The 23,182-nt window shown below is 68.7% G+C and carries 24 protein-coding genes and 1 tRNA gene; 9 read left to right on the forward strand and 16 right to left on the reverse strand.

Translation table 11 applies throughout. The features are described 5' to 3' along the window. Window positions 1-83: 83 nt before the first annotated feature. A complete protein-coding gene (locus ACQUST_RS12545; protein WP_435129062.1) occupies window positions 84-1,205 on the reverse strand; it encodes an iron transporter in 1,122 nt (373 codons plus the stop codon). Between the two features lie 76 nt (window positions 1,206-1,281). Continuing rightward, window positions 1,282-2,574 (reverse strand): DUF7405 family protein, encoded by a 1,293-nt coding sequence (locus tag ACQUST_RS12550; RefSeq protein WP_435129065.1) that lies wholly within the window; start codon window positions 2,572-2,574, stop codon window positions 1,282-1,284. A gap of 139 nt (window positions 2,575-2,713) precedes the next feature. On the opposite strand from ACQUST_RS12550, the gene ACQUST_RS12555 reads away from it, so the two are divergent. The 5 genes from ACQUST_RS12555 (at window position 2,714) to ACQUST_RS12575 (ending at window position 9,623) form a co-directional block, all read left to right on the forward strand. Continuing rightward, entirely contained in the window at window positions 2,714-5,056 is a 2,343-nt protein-coding gene (locus tag ACQUST_RS12555) for a DEAD/DEAH box helicase (RefSeq protein ID WP_435129068.1), read from the forward strand. A 221-nt stretch (window positions 5,057-5,277) separates the two neighbouring features. Continuing rightward, the gene (locus ACQUST_RS12560; protein ID WP_435129071.1) at window positions 5,278-6,561 is read left to right on the forward strand and encodes an ABC transporter substrate-binding protein; all 1,284 of its coding nucleotides are present in this window, start codon (window positions 5,278-5,280) and stop codon (window positions 6,559-6,561) included. A gap of 22 nt (window positions 6,562-6,583) precedes the next feature. After that, window positions 6,584-7,582 (forward strand): carbohydrate ABC transporter permease, encoded by a 999-nt coding sequence (locus ACQUST_RS12565; protein ID WP_435129074.1) that lies wholly within the window; start codon window positions 6,584-6,586, stop codon window positions 7,580-7,582. Continuing rightward, entirely contained in the window at window positions 7,579-8,490 is a 912-nt protein-coding gene (locus ACQUST_RS12570) for a carbohydrate ABC transporter permease (RefSeq protein WP_435129077.1), read from the forward strand. Before ACQUST_RS12565 ends, ACQUST_RS12570 begins: the two co-directional genes overlap by 4 nt. 2 nt (window positions 8,491-8,492) lie before the next feature. Then, window positions 8,493-9,623 (forward strand): ABC transporter ATP-binding protein, encoded by a 1,131-nt coding sequence (locus ACQUST_RS12575; RefSeq protein ID WP_435129080.1) that lies wholly within the window; start codon window positions 8,493-8,495, stop codon window positions 9,621-9,623. 84 nt (window positions 9,624-9,707) lie between these two features. Here ACQUST_RS12575 and ACQUST_RS12580 read toward each other — a convergent pair whose 3' ends face one another. The 8 genes from ACQUST_RS12580 to ACQUST_RS12615 all read right to left on the reverse strand — a co-directional run bounded on the left by ACQUST_RS12580 (window position 9,708) and on the right by ACQUST_RS12615 (window position 13,146). Further along, window positions 9,708-9,863, reverse strand: coding sequence for a DUF7563 family protein (locus ACQUST_RS12580; protein WP_435129083.1), 156 nt, complete (start codon window positions 9,861-9,863; stop codon window positions 9,708-9,710). A 104-nt stretch (window positions 9,864-9,967) separates the two neighbouring features. Next, window positions 9,968-10,525: a peptide-methionine (S)-S-oxide reductase MsrA gene (gene msrA, locus ACQUST_RS12585; protein WP_435129086.1), complete on the reverse strand. Its 558-nt coding sequence runs from the start codon at window positions 10,523-10,525 to the stop codon at window positions 9,968-9,970. A gap of 78 nt (window positions 10,526-10,603) precedes the next feature. Next, window positions 10,604-11,020 carry a CHY zinc finger protein gene (locus tag ACQUST_RS12590; protein WP_435129089.1) on the reverse strand — a complete coding sequence of 139 codons (417 nt, stop codon included), beginning with the start codon at window positions 11,018-11,020 and terminating at the stop codon, window positions 10,604-10,606. Beyond that, window positions 11,017-11,265 carry a hypothetical protein gene (locus ACQUST_RS12595; RefSeq protein ID WP_435129092.1) on the reverse strand — a complete coding sequence of 83 codons (249 nt, stop codon included), beginning with the start codon at window positions 11,263-11,265 and terminating at the stop codon, window positions 11,017-11,019. Before ACQUST_RS12595 ends, ACQUST_RS12590 begins: the two co-directional genes overlap by 4 nt. 86 nt (window positions 11,266-11,351) lie before the next feature. Further along, window positions 11,352-11,849: a transcription elongation protein SprT gene (locus ACQUST_RS12600; protein ID WP_435129095.1), complete on the reverse strand. Its 498-nt coding sequence runs from the start codon at window positions 11,847-11,849 to the stop codon at window positions 11,352-11,354. A 280-nt stretch (window positions 11,850-12,129) separates the two neighbouring features. Further along, on the reverse strand, window positions 12,130-12,369 hold the full coding sequence (locus tag ACQUST_RS12605) for a hypothetical protein (RefSeq protein ID WP_435129098.1): 240 nt from the start codon (window positions 12,367-12,369) through the stop codon (window positions 12,130-12,132). 59 nt (window positions 12,370-12,428) lie between these two features. Beyond that, window positions 12,429-12,502 (reverse strand) — tRNA-Thr (locus ACQUST_RS12610). A 26-nt stretch (window positions 12,503-12,528) separates the two neighbouring features. After that, on the reverse strand, window positions 12,529-13,146 hold the full coding sequence (locus ACQUST_RS12615) for a GNAT family N-acetyltransferase (protein ID WP_435129101.1): 618 nt from the start codon (window positions 13,144-13,146) through the stop codon (window positions 12,529-12,531). 156 nt (window positions 13,147-13,302) lie between these two features. Here ACQUST_RS12615 and ACQUST_RS12620 point away from each other — a divergent pair, with 156 nt between their 5' ends. From ACQUST_RS12620 to ACQUST_RS12635, 4 genes are all read left to right on the forward strand, one after another. Continuing rightward, window positions 13,303-14,409 (forward strand): branched-chain amino acid ABC transporter permease, encoded by a 1,107-nt coding sequence (locus tag ACQUST_RS12620; protein WP_435129104.1) that lies wholly within the window; start codon window positions 13,303-13,305, stop codon window positions 14,407-14,409. Between the two features lie 269 nt (window positions 14,410-14,678). Next, on the forward strand, window positions 14,679-16,109 hold the full coding sequence (locus ACQUST_RS12625) for a branched-chain amino acid ABC transporter permease (protein WP_435129355.1): 1,431 nt from the start codon (window positions 14,679-14,681) through the stop codon (window positions 16,107-16,109). Beyond that, window positions 16,106-16,954 carry an ABC transporter ATP-binding protein gene (locus ACQUST_RS12630; protein WP_435129107.1) on the forward strand — a complete coding sequence of 283 codons (849 nt, stop codon included), beginning with the start codon at window positions 16,106-16,108 and terminating at the stop codon, window positions 16,952-16,954. The genes ACQUST_RS12625 and ACQUST_RS12630 overlap by 4 nt, the downstream gene beginning before the upstream one ends. Further along, complete coding sequence (locus ACQUST_RS12635; protein WP_435129110.1) at window positions 16,951-17,727, forward strand: ABC transporter ATP-binding protein; 777 nt, start codon at window positions 16,951-16,953, stop codon at window positions 17,725-17,727. The genes ACQUST_RS12630 and ACQUST_RS12635 overlap by 4 nt, the downstream gene beginning before the upstream one ends. Before the next feature lie 77 nt (window positions 17,728-17,804). Here the strand turns inward: ACQUST_RS12635 and ACQUST_RS12640 are convergent, their stop codons facing one another. The 6 genes from ACQUST_RS12640 to ACQUST_RS12665 all read right to left on the reverse strand — a co-directional run bounded on the left by ACQUST_RS12640 (window position 17,805) and on the right by ACQUST_RS12665 (window position 23,081). Further along, a complete protein-coding gene (locus ACQUST_RS12640) occupies window positions 17,805-18,062 on the reverse strand; it encodes a TrmB family transcriptional regulator (RefSeq protein ID WP_435129113.1) in 258 nt (85 codons plus the stop codon). A gap of 243 nt (window positions 18,063-18,305) precedes the next feature. Beyond that, window positions 18,306-20,147, reverse strand: a complete 1,842-nt coding sequence (locus tag ACQUST_RS12645; protein ID WP_435129116.1) for an FAD-binding protein — start codon at window positions 20,145-20,147, stop codon at window positions 18,306-18,308. 70 nt (window positions 20,148-20,217) lie between these two features. Further along, window positions 20,218-21,102 carry a succinate dehydrogenase iron-sulfur subunit gene (sdhB, locus tag ACQUST_RS12650; RefSeq protein WP_435129118.1) on the reverse strand — a complete coding sequence of 295 codons (885 nt, stop codon included), beginning with the start codon at window positions 21,100-21,102 and terminating at the stop codon, window positions 20,218-20,220. Window positions 21,103-21,105: 3 nt separating this feature from the next. Further along, window positions 21,106-21,477, reverse strand: coding sequence for a succinate dehydrogenase (locus ACQUST_RS12655; protein WP_435129121.1), 372 nt, complete (start codon window positions 21,475-21,477; stop codon window positions 21,106-21,108). A gap of 1 nt (window position 21,478) precedes the next feature. Next, window positions 21,479-21,901 carry a succinate dehydrogenase, cytochrome b556 subunit gene (sdhC, locus tag ACQUST_RS12660; protein ID WP_435129124.1) on the reverse strand — a complete coding sequence of 141 codons (423 nt, stop codon included), beginning with the start codon at window positions 21,899-21,901 and terminating at the stop codon, window positions 21,479-21,481. A gap of 154 nt (window positions 21,902-22,055) precedes the next feature. Further along, window positions 22,056-23,081, reverse strand: coding sequence for a succinylglutamate desuccinylase/aspartoacylase family protein (locus ACQUST_RS12665; RefSeq protein ID WP_435129126.1), 1,026 nt, complete (start codon window positions 23,079-23,081; stop codon window positions 22,056-22,058). Between the last annotated feature and the right edge of the window lie 101 nt (window positions 23,082-23,182).

Genomic DNA, 23,182 nt, shown 5'->3' on the forward strand with positions numbered 1-23,182 from the left:
CCACGCTGCCGTGTCCCGACCGCCTCATTTAGGCGGCGTTCGCCGGAAAGAATCGGTGTGCGGGTCGCCGCGCCGCGCTCCCGTCACTCCGACCCGTCACGGGACACCGGAATCGTCACCGGCGGCATCCCGCCGGCGAGGCCGCCGAAGGCGGTTTCGTACCCCTCGTGGCGGGCCGTCTGCGGCCACACGGTCGGCGTCAGCGTCAGTTCGTCGCCGTCCGCGACCGCGCCGTCGACGACGGCGCCGTAGTGGTACGACAGCGACGGGTCGAGCGTCCGCGTCAGGTCGCCGGCGAACACCTCGTCGCCGCCGCGGGTCAGCGTCGCCTCCAGAGCCATCGCCGGGACGAGCATCCGGTTGTACGGCGTCCGCGCGGAAACCGCGAGATACGCCGACCCCTCGCCGGCGCCGTCGCCGCCGGCGGCGTCGACGCCGCTCGGCGGTGATTCCAGCACCGTCGCGACCAGCACGGCGTCGTTGCTCGACGCCGCCCCGACGACGGTTCCGGGGAGCGCGTCCCGCGCCGGCGCACGCGAATCCGGGAGCGCCTCGTGGGTCATCGGGTCGACGGCGCCCGGTTCGCCGCCGCGTTCGAGCGTCCGGAACGGAATCTCCTCTTTCGCGGCGGCGCTGTAGTCGAACTCCACGTCGATGTCCGCGGGTTCGTCGAGCCGGTCCGCGAACGCGCCGGTTCGGCGCGTCGAGACGGCGCCGACCGAGAGCGTCGCCGTGTACGCGCCGTCGCCGTTCAGCGAGAAGTTCGCGCCGTAGTGGAACCCCATCGGCTGGGACAGCATCGGGTAGATGACCTCCTGGGTCACCAGGTCGCCGTCCTGCGTCACCTCGACCGACAGGCCGGTGTCGGGAAGCACCTGCCCGGTCTCGGCGTCCCAGACGACCGCCATCAGGTGGAGGTCGTCGTCCGACCCGATGGACGTCCGTTCGACGGCGGCGCCGTTGACGTTCCAGAAGCGGTGGGCGTACGAGTACAGCAGCGCGACCGAGTAGTCGCCGACGGTCCGGGTGCCGACGACCTTCATCCCCTCGACGTGCCCCGGGACGTAGACGCCGTCCGGCCGGTCAGACGGCACCGGCGGGACGCCGGCACCGCCCGTCTCCCGGAGTCTGAATCCGAGACAGCCCGCGGCGGCCCCCGCCAGTCCGGTCGCGGCGCCGGTGCGAAGGAAACTGCGTCGCTTCATCGGCGCACCTTCGCCCCCGGAGTGAAAGCCCGTTCCGGTTTCGGCTCTCGCTGTCCGCCTGGACGCGCGAACCCGGTCATTCCGTCTCACCGTCCGGCGTCGGGAGCGCGCGCAGCGACCGCGGTGGAACGAGGAAGTAGCCGCGTCGGCGGACGAAGATGTACTCCAGGATGCCGTTGTTGACGCGTTGGCGGACGGCCGGCGTCACGTCGGTCAGGTCGGCGCCGTTCATGGCGCGGCGCACCTCCTCGAACGCCGTGACGCGGCGCTGCAGCGACGGGAAGTGGAGGCTTGCGACGTCGCTGTCGGTCGACTCGAAGTGTCGGCGGAGCAGCCGCACGTCGCCGTCGGCGTCGCGGTTCGCCCGCGCGGCCTTCTGGGCGTGACCGACCCGTCCGTACTCCTTCGCCTGAGCGACCGTGTCGTCGACGAACCGGTCGACACCGGAGGAGTCGCCGAGGTTCGCGCCGACGCCCTCCACGAGGTCGTTCGCGGCGTGGCCGGGCGAGAACATCTCCATGACGCGCTCTCGGTGGTCCTGTTCGCCGTACCAGTCGGCGAGGCGTTGGCGCCAGTTCGCGACCACCTTCGTCGTGCCGTCGGCGAACGGGCCGTCGGGGAGCGTCACGTAGTCCTCGGTCGCCTGGTTCTTCCGGAAGCCGGCGACGAACCCCATGAACAGCGGCGACCGCTTCGGAACCGGGTTCGGCTCCGGGACCCCTTCGAGTCCGTCCGCGCGCTTGTGCGGCAAGCCGGCGCCGACGAACCCGGTTCTGCGCGACTCCACCGAGACGGCGTCGGTGAGCGGCGCAGGGACGTCGACGCCGTTCGCGACGTCCCGCTCTCCGCGGAGCGCAGCGTCCGCCTCCAGGACGACGTCGGCGCGGTCGGACGCCAGGTGAACCAGGAGGTCCTGCGTGTCGAACTCGGGTTCCTCGAACCCGGAGAGCCGCGCCGGCTTCGGCAGGTCCACGGACGGCGGCAGCGACGCCTCGAACCGGTCGAAGTACGCCGGCGAATATGCGGCCGAGTGCAGCAGCGCGTCGTGGCTCCACGCGTACGCGTCGTCCAGCGCGTCGAGCGCGGCCGAGACGACGCCGCGTTCGTCGGCGGAGGGCGGCCCGTCGTGCGGCAGCGAGCAGTACAGCAGCACCTGGTGTTTCGGGAGGAGGTGGTTGCCGGCGTCGTCGGTGCGGACGTAGTCGTTCCAGGCGTGCTGTCGGTCCGGGTGCGCCGCCGCGCCGTCGCCGGTCGGAACGGGGTCGTCGCCGACGCGGTCGAGACACGCGGACAGCGCAGCCGCGCCGCCGACGGCGACCGCGCGCTTCACGAACGCGCGCCGCGGCAGCGAGGCGTCGAGCGAACTCATCGGCGGCCGTTGGGACTGGCAGGGAAAGGCGGTGTCGGTTCCCGGGCCGCCCGCCGCAGGTGAGTCCGGGCTGCGCCGTGCGGCGCCGTGCGGCTCCGCGACCGGAACCGGTAAGCGCCGGCTCCCCGCAAGGCAATGCGTGGACGAGACGGTGGAGTGGCTCCGGTCGCGGCCGTACTACGAGGGGCAGATCGCGGACCACCGCGTCCTGTCCGGCCGCGACCCGGAGTTCGCAGACGTCGACCTGGAACCGCGGCTCGCCGACGCGCTCGAATCGGACGGCGCCGACCGGCTGTACCGGCATCAAGCGGAGGCGGTGGAGGCGGTCCGCGGCGGCGACGACGCCGTGTTGGCGACCCGGACGGCGAGCGGGAAGTCGCTGACGTACACGGTGCCGGCGTTCGAGAACGCGATGGACCACGGCGGCCGGACGCTGTATCTCGCGCCGCAGAACGCGCTCATCGCCGACCAGCAGGAGACGCTGACCGACCTGGCCCGCGCGCTCGGCTTCGGCTCGCGGGTCTCCGTCGACCAGTACACGGGCAGGCTCTCGGACGCGGAGAAGCGCGACGTCCGGGACGCGCGGCCGACGGTGCTGCTGTCGAACCCGGACATGCTGCACTACGCGCTGCTCCCGTGGGCGTACAAGCAGTGGGAGTGGTTCTTCTCGTCGCTCGAACTCGTCGTCGTCGACGAGGTGCACAGCTACCGCGGCGTCTTCGGCAGCCACGTCGCGATGGTGCTGCGGCGGCTGAACCGGCTCTGTGAGCGGTACGGCGCCGACCCGCAGTTCGTCTGCTGTTCGGCGACCATCGGGAACCCGGTCGAGCACGCCGCCCGCATCACCGGCCAGCCCGAATCCGGGTTCCGGCTCGTCGACGAGGACACGTCGGCGCGGGGGCCGCGACACTGGCTGCTGTGGAATCCGCCCGAGTACACCGGGCGGACAGCGGACCAGCAGTCCGGGCGGCGGCGGTCCAGTCACACCGAGACGAAGCGGCTGTTCTGCGACCTCGTGGAGCGCGGCTACCAGACGCTCGTGTTCACTCGGGCGCGCCAGACCGCAGAGCGGTACGCCACGGACTCCGCGTCAGAGCTCCGCGACCGCGGCGAACACGACCTCGCCGCCGGCGTCGAGGCGTACCAGGCGGCGCTGACCGACGAGAAGCGCCGCGAAATCGAGGCCGGGCTGCACAGCGGCGACACCCGCGGCGTCTGGTCGACGAACGCGCTCGAACTCGGCGTCGACGTCGGCGGCCTCGACGCCGTCATCCTCGACGGCTACCCCGGCACCCGGATGTCGGCGTTCCAGCAGGCCGGCCGCGCCGGCCGCGGCGACGACCCCGCGCTCGTCGTCATAGTCGGCGGCGAAGACCAGCTCGACCAGTACCTGCTGTCGAACCCGGACGACTTCTTCGGCGGCGACCCCGAGCGCGCCATGAGCGACCCGGAGAACGCCGAACTGCTCCCCGGCCACGTCGCCAGCGCGGCCGCGGAGAACTGGCTCTCGCGCGACGACGCGCGGCACTTCGGCGAGACGTTCCCGTCGGTCGTCGACGACCTCGAATCCGACGGCGTCCTCGAACGCCGCGACACCGCCGACGGCGTCCGGTGGACGCACGCCGGCGACGGCAGCCCGCAGCACTCGATGAGCCTCCGCACCATCGACGACCGCGAGGTGAACCTCCGCGACGCCCGCACCAACGACCGCATCGCGTCGCTGTCGCTGTCGGACGCGCTCCGGGACGCACACCCCGGCGCGATTTACCACCACCAGGGGCAGACGTACGAGGTGACGGACCTCGACCTGGACCGCGACGTCGCCGAACTTCAGCCGACGTGGGCCGACTACTACACGCGCGTCCTCACCGAAAAGGACGTCACCGTGAACGAGGACGTCCGCGAGCAGCCGCTCGCCGCCAGGCCGGACACGCCGGTCCGGTTCGCGGACGTCACGGTGACCGAACAGATAACCGGGTTCGAGCGGAAGGACGGCCGGACCGGCGAGACCATCGGGACGCAACAGGTGGACCTGCCGGAGACCGAACTGCGGACGAAGGCGCTCTACTACACGGTGCCGGCGGACGTCGAGGCGTCGATGCGCGAACGCGGCGGCGAGTACGGCTTCAACGGCGGCATCCACGCCGCCGAACACGGCATGATTTCGCTGCTGCCGCTGTCGCTGCTGTGCGACCGCGGCGACGTCGGGGGCGTGTCGACGCCGCACCACCCGTACACGGGCCAGTCGACCGTGTTCATCTACGACGGCTACCCGGGCGGCGTCGGCCTCACCCGCGCGGCGTTCGACGACGCGGAGCGGCTGATGGCGCGGACCGCCCGGATGATCGACGGCTGCGGCTGCGAGGGCGGCTGCCCGGCGTGCGTCCAGTCGCCGCACTGCGGGAACGCGAACGACCCGCTGTCGAAGCCCGAAGCGGTCGACCTACTGACGGCGCTGAGCGGAACGAATCTGGGCGCCTAGCCGCTGTGGACCAGCGGTTGTCGGAGAGGTGGGTGAGGAAGCGACAGGACTATTTGAAATCGAGACTAACAATCTGGACGGGCGCGCGCGGGGGAGGGCCGATAGCAGCGGCGCAGCCGACATCGGCGACTACAGATTCACTCACGCCAGAGTTAATTTCGGAAAGCGTTAAGTATCGGCTCTCGAAAAAGGGCGTTGACCTCTGACACGGAGGGTCGAACATGAAGGATACAGGACTTTCACGACGCACGTACATCAAAGGCGCAGCGGGCGCCGGTGCCGCAGGACTGACCGGCTTCGCCGGCTGTCTCGGCGGTAACGGCGGCGGCAGTTCCGACCAACCCCTCGAAGTGCTTCACGGCTGGACGGGCGGCGACGGCGCGAAAGCCGCCGAGGCCCTCCAGAAAGCGTGGAAGGAGGCGCACGGCGACATCACGCTCGAGTTCAAGCCCATCGGCGGCGGCGGGAACACGAACCTGAACACGGTCGTCTCCAACCGCCTGTCGAACAACAACCCGCCGAGTTCGTTCGCCGGCTGGCCCGGCAAGAACCTCGTGAAGTACGAGGGCGTCCTCGGCAACATCACGGGCGTCTGGGAGGACGGACTGCTCGACGCGCACGTCGAGGAGGCCGCCCAGCTGTGCAAGTACAACGGCGAGTACCGCGCAGTCCCCATCGGCTCGCACCGACTCAACTGCCTGTTCTACAACTCCGCGGTCGTCGAGGAAGCCGGCGTCAACCCCGACGACCTCACCTCCGCGTCGAAGCTCATCGACGCGCTCGAGAAGGTGAAACAGAACACGGACAAGGTGCCGATGTCGCACGCGATGAAGGCGCCGTGGACGACGCTACAGCTCGTCGCCGCGGTGCTGCTGTCCACCGGCGGCTACGACACCTACATGAAGGTCGTGAACGGCGAGGGCGGCAAGTCCGCCGTCCGCGAGGCGTTCAAGACCACGAAGACCATCCTGCAGAACTACATCAGCGAGGACGCCTCCTCCATCGGCCTCACCGGGTCGAACGCCAAGATCATGAACGGCGAGGCGGCGTTCATCCACCAGGGCAACTGGGCGGCCGGCGCCTTCCGGAACAAGGAGAACTTCAACTACAACGAGGACTGGGGCTTCAAGACGTTCCCGGGCACGGAGAACCTCTACACGCTCCACATCGACTCGTTCATCTACCCCGGCAACAACCCGACCCCGCAGAAGGCGAAGACGTGGGAGGGGTTCGTCGGCTCGAAGAAGGCCCAGGTCGCGTTCAACCAGTACAAGGGCTCCATCCCGACGCGGACCGACGTGTCGATGGACGCCTTCGGTCCGTACCTGAAGGAGACGATGAACGACTTCCAGAACGCCGAGGAGAAGCCGCCGACGCTCGCACACGGCCTCGCGGTCGTCCCGGAGAAGCTCACGAGCCTGAAGGGCGTCATCTCCAACGAGTTCTCGGGGCCGTACAACGTCGACGCCGCGACCGAGAAGTTCGTCTCCACCATCCAGGGCTGAGGACACGACAGGCACACCCACCATGCACGAATTTTTCGTACGCCTGAAGAGAACGCTCACCGGCTGGTTCACCGACGGTCGACGCGCCATGACCGACGGCGGAACGGCCGCAGCGGAGCGAGGGGTCCGCGCCAGAATCGAAGACCGGTTCGGCGAAGACGTCGTCGAGTCCGCGCCGTTCTGGCTGCCGCCCTTCCTCCTGATGGGCTTTTTCGTATACGGCGCAATCGGCTGGAACATCCTCATCTCGCTGACGGACTACCAGGGGTTCGGCAGCGCCGACTACAGCCAGCTCGACTTCGAGATGTACACGCGGGCGTTCGCGGACCCGACGGTTCAGCAGGCCGCCGTCAACACGTTCGTCCTGCTGCTCGGGTTCACGCTCATCTCGCTCGCGCTCGGCATGTTCCTCGCGATACTCATCGACCGCGGCATCCGCAACGAGAACGTCGTCCGGACCGTCTACCTGCTCCCGATGAGCCTGTCGTTCGTCGTCACGGCCCAGTTCTGGCTGTGGATGTACGACTACAACAACGGCATCGTGAACCGGCTGCTCGGGCTGGTGAACCTCGGGCCGTACAACTTCATCGGGAACCCGAAGCTCGTTCTCGGTGCGGTCATCTTCGCGCTCGTCTGGCAGTTCAGCGGCTACGCCATGGTGGTGTATCTCGCTGCGCTCCGCGCCATCCCGGACTCGCACTTCGAGGCGGCGCAGGTCGACGGCGCGTCGACCGCGCGGATGTACTGGCGCGTCATCATCCCGCAGCTGCGCGGCGCGACCATCAGCGCCGCGGTCGTCCTGATGGTGTTCGCGCTGAAAGCGTTCGACTTCCTGTACTCGCTCGTCGGCGGGTACCGGCCGCCGAACGGCGCGGACATCCTCGCGACGAAGATGGTCCGTGAAGCGTATCAGAACACGAACTGGGCGTACGGCGCCGCCATCGCGGTCATCCTGTTCGTGATGGCGCTGGCCATCATCGGCCCGTACCTCACCTACCAGTACAAACACGACAACCTATGAGCACAGACACATCCGAGACGACCACCGACTCCGTCCTCGACAGCCTCGACGCCGGCCGCGTCATGCTGTACGCCGCCATCGGGCTGTTCATGGTGTTCTTCTTGACGCCCATCGAGTCCGGACTCGTCACGTCGTTCAAGACGGACGCGGCGGTCACGAACACGGCGCCGTACCTGCCACCGCTCGGAGACGGATTCTCGCTGAGCAACTACGTGACCGCCTTCGACATCCTGCTGAAAGGCATCTTCAACAGCCTGCTGTTCGCCGTCCCGGCGACGGTGTTCTCGGCGCTGCTCGGGAGCTTCGCCGCCTACGGCCTGACGCTCGTCGACTGGAAGTACCAGATTCCGGTGCTGGTGCTGTTCGTCGCCGGCGTCTTCATCCCGTACCAGGCGGTGCTGGTGCCGCTCTCGCGGCTGTACTCCATCGTGAACGTCGCGGAGCTGCTGAGTTTCGTGTGGGCGACCACCGGCGTCAGCTCCGAGTACGCGGACCTCATCGAGCTCATGGTGACGCACATCGCGTACGGCATCCCGATCTGCACGGTGCTGTTCCGGTCGTACTACCGGTCGATGAGCGACGAGATGATGGAGGCGGCGCGGCTCGACGGCGCCACCATCCGCCGCGTCTACCGGCGCATCGTCTTCCCCCTGTCGACGCCGATGTTCGCGGTCGTGCTCATCTACCAGTTCACGCAGATCTGGAACGACCTGCTGTTCGCGCTCGTCATCGTCGCGACCAGCTCCAGCACCGCGGCGCCCGTGACGCTGTCACTGGCCGGGCTGGGCGCGTCGCTGCAGGGGCTCGACTTCGGCCTTCGGATGGCCGGCGCGTTCGTCGCCGCCCTGCCGACGCTCGTGGTGTACATCATGTTCGGCGAGGAGTTCGCTGAGGGGGTAGCTACCTAACCATGGCACAACTTGAACTCGACCACCTGACCAAGGTATTCGACGACGACGGTACAGACATCATCGCAGTCGACGACGTGACCATCGAAATCGAGGACGGCGAGTTCCTCGTGCTGGTCGGCCCGTCGGGCTGCGGGAAATCGACGACGCTCCGCATGGTCGCCGGCCTCGAAACCGTGACGTCCGGCGACATCCACCTCGGCGGGAAGACCATCACGAAACAGCGCCCCCAGGAGCGCGACATCGCGATGGTGTTCCAGTCGTACGCGCTGTATCCGCACATGTCCGTCCGGCAGAACATGTCGTTCGGGCTGGAGGAGTCGACGGACATGACGCAGGACGAAATCGACGACCGCGTCACGCGCGCCGGCGAACTCCTCGGCATCCCGGAGCTGCTCGAACGGAAGCCCGGCGAACTGTCGGGCGGCCAGCAGCAGCGCGTGGCGCTCGGCCGCGCCATCGTCCGCGAACCCGAAGTGTTCCTGATGGACGAGCCGCTGTCGAACCTCGACGCGAAGCTCCGCTCGGAGATGCGGACGGAACTCCAGCGGCTCCAGGAGGACCTGGACACGACGACGATGTACGTCACCCACGACCAGACCGAGGCGATGACGATGGGTGACCGCATCGCCGTACTGAACGACGGCGAACTCCAGCAGGTCGGCACGCCGCTGGAGTGCTACCACGAACCGGCGAACAAGTTCGTCGCGGGCTTCATCGGAGAGCCGTCGATGAACTTCTTCGAACTCGACGTCGACGGCGACGAACTCGTCGGCGACGACTTCACCTACGCGCTCTCGCCCGACACGAAAGAGACGATCGGCGGCGCCGCGAGCGTCACGCTCGGCATCCGGCCGGAGGACATCGAGCTTGTCGGCGACGCCGACGGCGACCACGACTTCGCCGCGACCATCGACGTCGTCGAGCCGATGGGGAACGAGAACTCGGTGTACCTCGGCTTCTCCGCGGACACCGAAGACACGTTCGTCGCCACCGTCGGCGGCATGAAGCAGGTCGAGGCCGGCGAGGAAGTCACGGTGCGCTTCCCCGAGCAAGCCATCCACCTGTTCGACACGACGACCGGCGAGGCGCTGAAGAACCGGTCGCTCGAACTCACCGAACCGAACGTTTAACGGCCGGCGGTCGGTCCCCGGTCGGTTCCGTTCTGCCGCCGGTTCTCCGATTCACGACGCAAGCAGCGACGCGTCCGGCGGGGCTCAGGTCCGCTTGCTGCGCGCTTCGCGGACGTCCGCTCCGTCCCGGACCTTGTCCGTACACTGCGGGCACACCCGCGGGTCGGACATGCTCTCCGGCGCGAACACCTTCACGTACTCCTCGGTGACGAAGGCCCCGCAGTTCTGACACTCGGCCATACGTCACTGTAACGACGAAAATTCGTTTAGGTTTTGTGGCCTGTCCATCGTTCGGGCGACGTGGACGGCGTCTCGCTCCGGCGGACGTCGTCGCCGCGGAGAACTCAGTTCGCCTCAGCGGTGTCGGTGCGCACCTTGTCAGCGAACTGCTCGCGGACCTTCCGAATCTTCGGGTCGGCGTTGAACTGGCAGTACTGGTCCGCCGGGTTCTTCTCGTAGTAGTCCTGGTGGTACTCCTCCGCCTCGTAGAACGTCTCCAGCGGCTCGACCTCCGTCACGATGTCGTCGTCGTAGACGTCTTCGGCGTCGAGTTCGTCGACGAACTCCTCGACGGTGGCGCGCTGGTCCTCGTCGTGGTAGAGGACGATGCTGCGGTACTGGCTGCCGACGTCCGGCCCCTGCCGGTTCAGCGTCGTCGGGTCGTGGACCGTGAAGAACACGCGGAGCAGCTCCGGGTACGCGATCTCGTCGGGGTCGTACTCGACCTGGACGACCTCGGCGTGCCCGGTCGACCCGCTGCACACCTCCTCGTACGTCGGCGCTTCGGCGTCGCCGCCGGCGTAGCCGGACGTCACCGACTCGACGCCGCGGAGCTGTTTGAACGCCGACTCGACACACCAGAAGCAGCCGCCGCCGAACGTCGCTCGCTCGTATTCGCTCATGGGTGTACGGTCGGGCGGCGGCCGGATAAGCGTCGCGCCGACGGCAGACCGCTTCCCCGCCGGCCCGCTCAATCGTCGTCAGTCGACGGCGAAGTAGCGGTCGTAGTGGGCGGCGCAGCCCGGATTGAACGCCGCCGCGCAGTTCGGGCAGGCGTCGTCGGCGTCGACGTAGGTCTGAACCGTGAGCTCCGTTCCGCAGGCGCCACAGAGCACCGCCGGTTCGTCGAACCGGTCGGCGGGCCACCGTTCGGTCTCGTGCCCGGCCGCGTCGGCGTCGCCGCCGCTCGCGGCGTCGTGGCACCGGAAACACGGGTAGTACGTCTCACAGCACGCGAACTTGATGGCGACGACGTCGGTGGCGCCGTCCCAGTGCGCACAGCGGGTCTCCGGGCCCACGTCGACGCCGCGGACGACCGCGCCGTCGACGACCACTTCAGAGAGCGGCGACGCCGACTCCGCGCGCTCGACACCTGAATCGGGGTCGGCGTCGGTCATCGGAGCACCGACGTGGCGCTGATCGCGCCCTCCTTGAGCGCGTAGAGGACCCGCTCGTCGAGGCTGCGGTCCGCCCAGTCGTCCGGCCGGTCGGCCGCCGGGAGCTGCTCGGCGGCGTCGACGAGGTCGGCGTGCACGAACCGGGCGTGCTCGCCGCACTCCGGGCAGACGGCGACGAAGTACCGGACCTGGTACGGCCGCGTCTGCTCGGCGCGGCAGGACGCACAGAGGTACGTCTCGGTCACACGGCACCGTCGGTGCGCCGGGTACTCGACGTTTTCGGGTGGCGGCGCGGCCGTCGGTCGCGTGGCGGCCCGAACGGGCGGTCGGGTCAGTCCGCCCGGGTGTCTTCGAGCCGGTAGTAGGCGCCACAGCACGGGGACGGAGCGACGGAGCCGCGCTGGTCGGCGACCGACTGGGCGGCGGTCCGGGTCGTCCGGCACCGACGGCACCGGTCCGCGACGACGTCGCCGCAGCCGCGGCACCTGACGAGGTACCGGCCGCGGTGGAACGACGGGCAGTGACGGGTCGCGTCGACGTCGTCACACCGCCGGCGGAACGCCGCGCCGTGGCCGGTCGTCCCGAACCGCTGGACCTGTTCGACGTGGACCAGTTCGTGCCGGAGCGTCCGGTTCCACTCGGCGGCGTCGAACGCCTCGAACGCCCGCCACGTCAGGACGACGTCGCACTGGCCCGGCTCCTCGAACCGGGACGCGTCGGTGTCGAAGCCATCGGCGAGTCGGTCCCAGTCGGCCGGCACGCCGACCTCGGCGTCCGGGAGCCGCGGGTACTTCACGGCCGCCGCGCGCCGCTTCGCGCGACGAGACACTCGCCACTCCCGAATCCGGTCGAAGTCGACGTCGACGCCGTACTCGTCGGCCGCACGGGCGGCGTAGCGGCGGCTGTAGGCGACGAGCGCGTCCGCGTCGTCGACGTCGTCGTAGTCGATACCGGATGGCTCCCGGCCGACCTCCGTCGTCGTTTCGGTTCCGGCGAACCACGCTGCGGACGGTGCGCCCCGGCGTCCTGCCGCAGTCTCGACGCGCGGAGGGAACCGTCGCCGACAGGAGTCGTGCCTGTCGGAAGTCGTCTCCGTCAGCGCCGTCGCTTCAGGGGTTCCCGTCGGCGTCGTCGCTCGCGGCGTCGGTGCTTCGACGGTTCGTGACGTCGACGACGACCAGCGCCCCGATGGTGACGCCGGTGACGACGACCGCGGCAGTGACGGCGGCGGCTCGCGGCGTCCACGCGCCGGACGATTCGAGAACGGCAGCGGCACCGACGCCGACCGCGGCGATTGCGGCGCTGATGAACAGTTGTGCGACGTCGTGTCTGCCGAGGTCGTGGTCCATGGGTCGGCTCACCTCCGGCCGTCCCGGGGTCGGGAGGCCGGGCCGAACCTCGGTTCGCAAGCCGGGGGCGGGATTTGAACCCGCGAAGTCTCGATTACAAGTCGAGTGCATGCACCGCCCATGCTCCCCCGGCGCGGGCTATCGTTCTTCGTCCTCCGTTTAATCGGTATCGTTTTCGGCGCTCTCCGTGCCGACCGGTTTCCGGTACTCGACGCGGTGTTCGCCGTAGCCGTGCCGCTCGTAGAACCGGCGCGCGCCGCCGTTGTCGGCCATCGCTTCGAGGGTGACGACGTCCGCGCCGTCCGCGGCGAGCGACTCCTCGGCGCGGCTGAGCAGTTCGGCGCCGACGCCGGAGCCGCGGTACGCCGGCCGCACGTAGAGGTTCTCCACGACGCCGCAGTCGACGTCCTGGTCGTACCCTTCCGACTCCGGGCCGCACGTGACGAACCCGACGACGACCGGCGCTCCCTCGACGTCGACGTCGTCGGCGCCGACGTCGGCATCGTCGTCGCGGTCAGTGTCACCGCCGCCTTCGGCGTCAGCGTCGCCGGCGGCGTCGGCTTCGGTGTCGGCCGAGCGGTCGGCTTCGGCGGCGCGGGCGACGAACAGACCGCCGGTGACCGCGTGGCGCGCGGCGTCGTCGCGGGCGGCGGTCCGGTTCGGCGCCGCGGTGAGCGTAGACCCGTGGTCGCGCTGGCCGCGCGCCAACTCCACCCAGAGGTCGGCGACCGCGTCCGCGTCAGCGACGCTTCCGGGTTCGACCGCGACTCCGTCCATCGTTCACGGGAAGGAGCGTCGCAGGGTTGGGTGTTTCGCCCCGCACCTCTCAGGTCGCCAACGCCACCGTGAACCGTCGCTTCCCCGGATTTTTGCCGCTCGTGTGGGAACATTTAACTCCGTCAGGCCACCCGAGAACTGTGAGAAGGTATCGCAATGGGGATCAATGAAACGTACACGCGCGGACGGGAGTTCGCATCGAACCGGTCGTTCGCCATCCTGGCGACGCTGCTGGTGGTCGTGCTCCTGTTCGACGTGTTCAGACAGCTCTCGACGCCGGGCGGCCTCACGGTCGCCCAGCTCGTCACCTACCTGTGGGAGGGACTCGTCGTCGGCCTCTCCATCGGACTGGCGGGCGTCGGACTCTCGATGACGTACAGCATTCTGAACTTCGCGAACTTCGGCCACGGCGACTACGTCACCACCGGCGCGTTCGCCGGCTGGTCGGTCACGTGGCTCGTCGCCGGCTTCGGCCAGTTCGACGCGGCGACGCTGCTGTTCATCGGCTCCATCTCGACGCGCGAACTCGGCGTCTCCGTCGTGAACACGCCGCTCGCCATCGTCGCCGGCCTCGTCGTCTCGGCCGCTGTCGCGGTGGTGCTGTCGCTCGCCATCGACCGCGTCGTCTACAAGCCGATGCGCGACCAGGAAGGCATCTCGCTGCTCATCGCCTCCATCGGCGTCGCGCTCGCGCTCCGGTACACCATCTACATCATCTGGAGTTCCCGCACCCGCGGGCTCACCGACGCGCAGTCGGTCCCGGAGTTCACGCTGTCGCTGCCCGGCGGCGTCGTCGGCTTCGGCGGCCACCAGCTCACGCTGGTCGTCGTCGCGGCCGGACTGATGTACGGCGTGCATCTGCTGTTGCAGCGGACCAAGCTCGGGAAAGCGATGCGCGCGATGGCCGACAACGAGGACCTGGCTCGCGTCACCGGCATCCCGACCGAGCGCGTCGTCCGGTTCACCTGGATCATCGGCGGCGGCCTCGCGGGCGCCGGCGGCTTCCTCATCGCGCTCGAACGCGGCACGATGAACTTCCAGTTCGGCTGGATTCTGCTGCTGCTCATCTTCGCCGCCGTCATCCTCGGCGGCATCGGCTCCATCTACGGCGCCATGTTCGGCGGCGTCGTCATGGGGCTCGCACAGAACCTCGCGCTCGTCTGGATTCCGAGCGAGTTCTCGACGGTCGCCGCGTTCGCCGTCATGATATTCGTGCTGCTGTTCAAGCCGTCCGGACTGTTCTCGGGGGTGACGACGACGTGACAGTCGGCTTCGACGACGACCGCGACGTCCCCGGCTGGACCCCGTACCGCGAGTGGTTCCGGGACCGCTGGGCGGCCGGCGGCGCCGCCGCCTGGGCCACCGCGCTCGCACACCTCGCCGTCGGCTTCGCCGTCGTGTTCGCGGTGCTGTCGTTCGACCTGTCGTCGCTGCCGGTCGGCGGCAGCCTCATCGGCTTCATCTACGCCGGCGTCGTCGTCGCGGCGCTGTACGCCGCCGTCGCCCCGCCGGCGGAGCCGTACGTCGCGTGGCTGAGCGACCGGTGGGCCGTCTCCGACGTCGACAAACTCGCCATCATCCTCGGGCACGTCGCGGTCGGCTTCTTCGTGTTCGCCGTGGCGCTCGACCTCCCGTTCAACGGCCTCGTGAGTTCGCTCCGCTCGGTGCTGTTCTTCTCGGCGGTGTACGCGATGCTGGTGCTCGCGCTGAACCTCCACTGGGGGTACACGGGCGTGTTCAACATCGGCGTCGCCGGCTTCATGGCCGTCGGCGTCTACACCATGGCCATCCTGTCGTCGCCGGTCGACGCGGGCGCCGCCGGCATCCCCGGACTCGGGCTGCCGCTCCCGGTCGGCATCCTCGGCGGGATGCTGATGGCGTCGCTCGCCGGCCTCGTCGCCGCGCTGCCCGCGCTTCGGCTCCGCGCCGACTACTTCGCCATCGTCACGGTCGCGCTCTCGGAGATCATCCGCATCACGCTGAAGTCCCGGACGCTCCAGCAGTTCACGGTGCCGTGGCTTTCCACCGCCGGCGGGCTGTCGATTACGTCGCGGACGACCGGGACCGGCGGCGCGACCGGCATCTCGATGCCCGGGAATCCGCTCCGCCTGCTGTTCTACGAAGGGTTCGGTCCGGCCGCCGAGCCGGCGCTGCTCGGCTCCGTACTGTTCCCGCTGTTCGAAGGGCTCCGGATTCGGCTGATTCCGCCGGGGTCGTCGTGGCTCGGCGTCGTTCCGCTGCCGGCGTTCACGCTCGACCTCGCCGTCCAGCCGCCGGTCATCGTCAACGCGGCGTACGTGCTCGTGCTCACGTGTTTCGTCGCGCTGTTTTACGTGCTGCTCGTCCGCGTCGGCAACTCCCCGTTCGGCCGCGTCCTCAAGGCCATCCGCGAGGACGAAACCGTCGCGGAGGCGCTCGGCAAGGACACGCGGCGGTTCAAGATCGTCGCGTTCATGTTCGGCTGCGGGCTGATGGGGCTCGGCGGCATCCTCTGGCAGGGCAGCCAGGGGTACACGAACCCGGGCGCGTTCAAGCCCATCATCACGTTCTACATCTGGGTCGCGCTCATCATCGGCGGCGCCGGCTCCAACACCGGGAGCGTGCTCGGCGGCGCGCTGTTCGCGTCGCTCGTCTGGCAGGGCCCGACGTACGTCCGCCGCGTCGTCACGAACTACGTCGAGTTCGGCGGGACGCCCGCGAACTTCACGGCCGCGGTCGGGCCGCTGTTCGAAGGGAAGGTGCTGCCGATGCTGTCGTTCCTGCTCGCGAACGTCTCCGCGCTCCGATTCATCCTCGTCGGCGTCATCCTCGTCGCGCTGATGCAGCGCCGCCCCGAGGGGCTGCTCGGTCACCGCAAGGAGGAGGCCGCGGCGATTCCGCTCGGGCGGCCCGGGTCCGCCGACGGCGACTCCGACGGCCCAGATGCCGCGGACGCCGTCACCGACGGAGGTGAGCCGCAGTGAACGACACAGCGGACGCAGACGCGGCGGCCGACCCGCGCGACGCCGACGGCGGCGGCGACGCCGCATCGGGCGGTCAGCCGCCGCTGGAGGTCGAGAATCTCCGGAAGACGTTCGGCGGCATCACGGCCGTCGACGGCGCGACGTTCTCCGTCGAGGAGGGGACGCTCACGGGGCTCATCGGGCCGAACGGCGCCGGGAAGTCGACGACGTTCAACTGCATCACCGGCGTCCACGAACCGACCGCCGGCGCCGTCCGGTTCCAGGGCGAGGACATCACCGGGCTCGAGACGCACGACATCGCGAACCGCGGCCTGGTCCGGACGTTCCAGATCGCCCGCGAACTGGAGGAGATGACGGTGCTCGAAAACATGATGCTCGCGCCGCAGGGGCAGCTCGGCGAACGGTTCTTCCACTCGGTGCTGCCGGGGCTGCGCAGCCGCGTCGTCGGCGAGGAGGAGGAGCTGCTCGAACAGGTGTGGAAGCAGCTCGAATTCTTCGAAATCGACCACCTCGCCGAGGAGTACGCCGGGAACCTCTCCGGCGGCCAGCGGAAACTGCTGGAGATGGCGCGGGCGCTCATGACCGACCCGGAGCTCGTCCTGCTCGACGAGCCGCTGGCCGGCGTGAACCCGACGCTCGAAGAGAAGCTGCTCGACCGCATCCACGAGCTCCGCGAACGCGGGAACACGTTCCTGCTCGTGGAACACGACATGGACGTCATCATGAACAACTGCGAACGCGTCATCGTCATGCATCAGGGGCAGGTGCTCGCCGAGGGGCCGCCCGAGGCGGTCACGGAGAACGAACAGGTCATCGAGGCGTACCTCGGAGGTGACGTCGAATGACCGACGGAAGCGACGCCGCGGCTGACGGCGCCGACGCGACCGCCGCCGAGGAGGCCGACACGCCGGACGACTCCCTGCTGGAGGTCCGCGGCCTCGACGCCGGCTACGGCGACCTCCAGATTCTCTCGGACGTCGACCTCGACGTCGCCGCCGAGGAGTACGTGACGATCGTCGGGCCGAACGGCGCCGGGAAGTCGACGGTGATGAAGTCCGTCTTCGGGCTGACGACGTACATGGACGGCAGCATCGAGTTCGACGACGAGGAGATTCACGGCCTCCGACCGGAGGAAATCATCCACCTCGGCGTCGGCTACGTCCCGCAGAACGAGAACGTCTTCGAGAGCCTCACGGTCCGGGAGAACCTCGAGATGGGCGCGTACATCCTCGACGAAGTGCCGGAGGACCAGATTCGCGCCGTCTACGACCGGTTCCCGATTCTCGAGGAGCGCTCGGACCAGCGCGCCGGCACGATGTCCGGCGGGCAGCGGCAGATGCTCGCGATGGGTCGCGCGCTGATGCTCGACCCGGACCTGCTGCTGCTCGACGAGCCGTCGGCGGGGCTCGCCCCGGACCTCGTCGAGGAGATGTTCGACCGAATCGACCGCATCAACGACGACGGCACCGCCGTCCTGATGGTGGAGCAGAACGCGAAGGAGGCGCTTCGGCGCTGCGACCGCGGCTACGTCCTCGTGAACGGCGAGAACGCCTACGTCGACTCCGGCGAGGCGCTGCTCGGCGACGAGCAGGTCCGCAAGGACTTCCTGGGCGGCTGAACCGCGCCGAACGCCGCCTCGGAGGCCGTTCGGCGCCGTCGCTGCCGGAGCGGTGGACGCGAACGGGGAGAATCAGGTCAGTTCAGGACGTAGCGGTCGCCGTCTTTCGTGACGTGGTCGGCGCCGCGGAGCGTTTTGAGGATGCTGTACAGCGAGATGCGTTTCATGCCGAGGCCGTCGCACAGTTCGTCCTCGGTGACGGCGCCGTGCGTGGCGAGGTACAGATACACCAGTTTCGCCCGCGGCGAGTTCAGGTCGTCCGGGACCTGCTCCATCGTCGGTTCGGTTGCCGAGTCCGACGCGGGGGTGGCGTCGGTTCGAGACGTGGCCTGCATTCGTACCCGCACCCAGTACTTCGACACCCGTAAAACTACTGTACGACGATAGTCGAAACCGGGTCGAGGCGGCCGAACGCAGCGACGAGCGGAAGTAACGGGAGGAGCGTGGCGTGGTTTCGCGGCCACCGCAGCGCCGATGCGGCCGCGGAGTTCGACTCTTGACGGAGAGAAACCGGGGTGCGCGTCGGTCGCGTCGACCGGCGGCGACCGCTCCCGTCGATGGTGAGTCGGCTCGGTCGGTCAGTACGACCGGATTTTCGGTTCGTACTCCTTCTCCTCGCCTTCGAGGATGACCGGCCGGTACCACAGCTCCGGCGTCCCGTCGTTCCACGACAGCATCGTGTGTTTCAGCCACTCGTCGTCGCGGCGCTCCTGGAACTCCGCGCGCCAGTGGGCGCCCCGGAACTCCTCACGGGCGAGCGCACCGAGCGTGATGGCTTCGGCGACGTCGATGACGTTCCGGGTCTCGATGGTCTGGATGAGTTCGGTGTTGAACGTCCGCGACGGGTCTTTCACGTAGACGTCCTGGTACGCCTCGCGGGCCTCGCGGATGTCCGCGAGCGCCTCTTTCAGCCCGTCCTCCTCGCGGAACACGTTCACGTTCGCGGTCATCGTCTCCTGGACGTCGCTTCGGACCTCGGCGTGCTGGACGCCGTCCTCCTCGTCGAGCAGCGACTGAATCCGGTCGCGCTGGTCGTCGACGGCGCGTTCGACGACCGCGCCGCCGTCCGCGTCCGCCTCGGCGACGCCGCCGTCCGCGGCCGTCCTGTCGCCGGCCGAGTCGACGGCGCCGGGTTCGACGGGCGTGTCGACTTCGCCGGGCTCGTAGTCGTCGGGCTTTCCGGTCGGGATCTCGGCGTCGCCGAGGTCGGCGCCCGCGGCGTGTCGGCCGGCGCGCTTGCCGAACACGATGAGTTCGGGGAGCGCGTTGCCGCCGAGGCGGTTCGAGCCGTGGACGGAGGCGCAGGCGCACTCGCCGACCGCGTACAGGCCGTCGACGCAGGTCGCGCCGTTCTCGTCGGTCTCGATGCCGCCCATCGCGTAGTGCTGGCCGGGCTTCACCGGCATCGGCTCGTCTAGCGGATTGACGCCCTCGAAGTCCTCCGAGAGGTGGACGATGTTCTCGAGCCGGTCGATGATGCGCTCCTCGCCGAGGTGGCGCATGTCGAGGTGGACGTACTCGTCGTCGATGCCGCGGCCCTCGTTCACCTCGGTGAGTTCGGCGCGTGCGACGACGTCGCGGGAGGCGAGTTCGCCGGCGTTGCTGGCGTAGCCGTACTCGAACATGAACCGCTCCCCCTCCTCGTTGTAGAGGATGCCGCCCTCGCCGCGGACGCCCTCAGTGATGAGCACGCCGGTGCTCGGGAGCGTCGTCGGGTGGAACTGGATGAACTCCATGTCCTCGATGGGGACGCCGGCGCGGTACGCCATCGCGACGCCGTCGCCGGTGTTCGCCACCGCGTTCGTGGTGTGATCGAACACCTGGCCGAGCCCGCCGGTCGCGAGCACGACGCCGTCGGTCGCGCGGAACCCGGAGACCTCGCCGGTCTGCAGGTCGTACGCGACGACGCCGTGACACGAGCGGTCCTCCGGTTCGTCCTCGTCGGAGACGGCGAGGTCCGTCACGTACCACTCGTCGTAGACGGTGATGCCGCGCTTGACGAGCTGTTCGTACATGGTGTGCAGCAGCTGGTGGCCGGTTTCGGCGCCCGCGTAGGTGGTGCGCGGGAACGACAGCCCGCCGAACGGCCGCTGGGAGACGCGGCCGTCGTCGTCGCGGCTGAACGCCATTCCCCAGTGTTCCAGCTGGATGACCTCCTCGGGGGAGTCCTGGCACAGCGTCTCGATGGCCGGGGCGTCCCCGAGGTAGTCGGAGCCTTTCATCGTGTCGTACGCGTGGTCCTCCCAGGAGTCGCCCTCGCGGAGGGCGGCGTTGATGCCGCCTTCGGCCGCCCCGGTGTGGCTTCGCACCGGGTGGAGCTTCGAGACGATGGCTACGTCCGCGCCTTCCTCCTGGGCGGCGATGGCGGCCCGTAGCCCGGAGCCGCCGGCGCCGACCACGATGACGTCGTGTTCGTGCATGGTTTCGTTGAGTTGTGTCGTGTCGGGTGTCGGTCGAATGTGAGTCGGGTGCTCTGGACGGGTCGGGTCGCTACCAGAACTTCAGGTTGTTCTTCACGGCCTCCCGCTTCAGCTCCTGGATGTGCTCGGTGAGCGGGATGTCCTTCGGGCACACCTCGGTGCAGGAGAACTGGGTCTGACAGCGCCACACGCCGTTCTCCTGTTCGAGGACGTTGAGCCGGTGTTCTTTCATGTCCTCGCCTTCGCGTTCGTCCATCGCGAACCGGTACGCCTTGTTGATGGCCGCCGGGCCGAGGTACTCGTTGGTGCCGGCGGCGATGTTACAGGAGGACATGCAGGCGCCACACCAGATGCAGCGCGTCGACATCTTCACCTTCTCGCGGTTCTCCCGCGTCTGCCGCTGCTCTTCCAGTTCGCCGTCCGGCAGCTCGTTCGTCTGGAAGTACGGCTCGACCGCCTCCATCTGGTCGTAGAAGTGCTCCATGTCGACGACGAGGTCCTTCCGGACTTCGGCGTGCGGGAGCGGCTCGACGCGGACCGGCTCTTCGAGGTCCGACAGCTGGGTCTTGCAGCCGAGCCGCTGCGAGCCGTTGATGAACATGGCGTCCGACCCGCAGATGGCCTGCCGGCAGGAGTGGCGGAACGTCAGCGACGAGTCGAAGGTGTCGCGCGCGTGGATGAGCGCGTCGAGCACCGTCATCCCCTTCTCGTAGGGGACGTAGAAGTCGTCGAACCGCGGCTCCATCTTCCCCTCCACCTCGGGGTCGTACCGGAACACCTTGAGGTGGTAGGTGCTTTCGTCGCTGGACGCGGCCGCTTCGGCGTCCTGGCGGGCGCGCTCTTCGCGGTCGGCGCGCGCCTCGGCTTTCTTCTGCATCCGCGCTTCCTGGGCGGACGGGAGCGACTCGTCGGCGGTCTCCGTGTCGGATTCGGTGTCTGGAACGTGCGTACTCATGGTTTAGAACGTCGGTAGGCCGGCCCACGCGTTCGCGGTGCGGACTCCCTGGACGATGACGACGAGGCTCGCGGCGAGCAGCGCGTACTTCACGACCTGCCGCTTCGTCCCGGAGAGACCCTGATTCAGCAGGGCGTTGTAGACGCCGTTGACGCCGTGGAACGTCGCGGTGACGAGGAACAGCACCATCAGCGAGTAGTAGGTGACGTTCTCCATCCGCATGCTGCTCTGCATGAACGTCACTTCGGCGGCGTGGTTGACGAAGTGAAGCAGGAAGAAGTGGAACGCGAGCACGACGACGAGGAACGCCGCCGTGATGCGCTGCCAGAGCCACTGCCGCCCGCCCTTCTCGAACGAGGAGTAGCGCTCCGCCATCTCAGAGCACCCCCTCGACGAACGTCGGCACCGACGCGACGACGATGGCGCCGGTGAGGATGAGCGACGCGTAGAAGCTCTTGTCCTGTGATTCGAGGCCGATGCCGAGGTCGACGAGCAGCAGGCGGCAGCCGTTCAGGATGTGGAACACGGCGACCGCCAGCAGCCCGACTTCGAGGACGCGGACGACGAGCAGGCTCTCAAGCGTCGAGATGACTGTGGTGTAAACGTCGTTCTCCGCCGCGATGGCCTGCGCGTTGCCGGCCGCGGAGATGGCGGTACTCAGGACGGCGATGTGGGTGAAGAGGTAGCCCACGAGCACCCAGCCCGTGAACTTGTGGAACACCCACGCCCACATCCCCGCCGAGAACTCCCGCCACCGGCCGAAGTCCTCGATGAGGCCTCTGTCGTACGACTGGCTCATGGGTGTACGAGGCTGCGTTCCCCCGTAGTATAGTAGTTACGTGTATCGCCCCGCGGGCGCGCGCCGCCCCGACGCAGTCGGGCGACATCAACCGTGGTTCGGGCAACGCTTACCTCGCGGCCGCTCCGCGCCCGACAGCCCCGATGCGCTCCGCTCAGGTCGCGTTGTCGCTGACCGGCGACTGCTCCAGTTCGACGGCGCGTCGCGTCGACTCGTCGAGTTCGACGAGGTGGCACAGCGGGTTCCCCGGGTAGACCACCGGGTTTTCGAGGACGCCGACGAGCAGCCCGGTGAACGGCGCGACGACCGCCGTGTTGTCGTCCTTGAACGGGTTCGTTATCGTACACACCGTGTCGCCCTCGTGGACGAGCGCCCCCTTCTCGAAGTGCATGTCGACCATGCCGCCGGCGTCCGCGCGCAGCCACGTCTTCTCCTTTTCGTCGGTGATGACGGTGCGCCACCCCGGCCAGCGCACGGCCGCCGGGTCGGTGACGCCGTACTCGCCGAACACGCTGCGGACGCCGTCAAGTGCGTCGTCGATGAGGGTCCGCTGGAACCGGTGTGCCTCGCCCATCTCCACCGTGATCGTCGGGGTGTCGACCGCCGCGGCTTCGACCCGCAGCATGCCGCTGCTGCCCTCGCTGTCGATGACGACGTTGCTGCCGAAGGCGCGCGCGAGCCGCGCGACCTCGGGGTTCGACATGTCGGCGCGGACGTGGACCATGTTCGTCCGGCCGCGCGTCGACGTGTGGAAGTCCAAGCCGAGGTCGCACGGCTCGATGAAGTTCGTGAAGATGGTGTGCGCCATCCGCTTGGACGACGTCGAGTCCGCCGCGCCCGGGAACGACCGGTTCAGGTCGCGGTCGTACACCGGGAGGTAGCGCTGCTGGGCGAGGAACGCCGGGACGTTCAACACCGGCATGCAGATGAGCGTCCCGGCGAGGTCCGAGCGGTCCCACTCGAACGCCACTTCGCGGACCACCTCGATGCCGTTCAGTTCGTCGCCGTGGGCCGCCGCCGAGAGGAACACGGTCGGGCCGTCCCGTTCCCCGTTGACGATGGTGACGGGGATGCGGACGGGGTCGCCGAGGTACGTCTCCGAGACGACGTACCTGATGTTCTGCTGTTCGCCCGGCTCCACCTTCCCGCCGTTGTAGGTGAACGCCCCGTCGTCGGTCATGTCGTAGCCTCGGAGAGCCCCGCGTATAAGCGTGCGTGTGAACCGCACTGCGGCGGCGAGCCGACTGCGAGAGCGGGTCGAACCGGTCTGTGCCCCGGGAG

It is taken from the genome of Halobaculum sp. D14, from assembly GCF_051195135.1.
Taxonomy (GTDB): Archaea; Halobacteriota; Halobacteria; order Halobacteriales; family Haloferacaceae; genus JBNTKA01.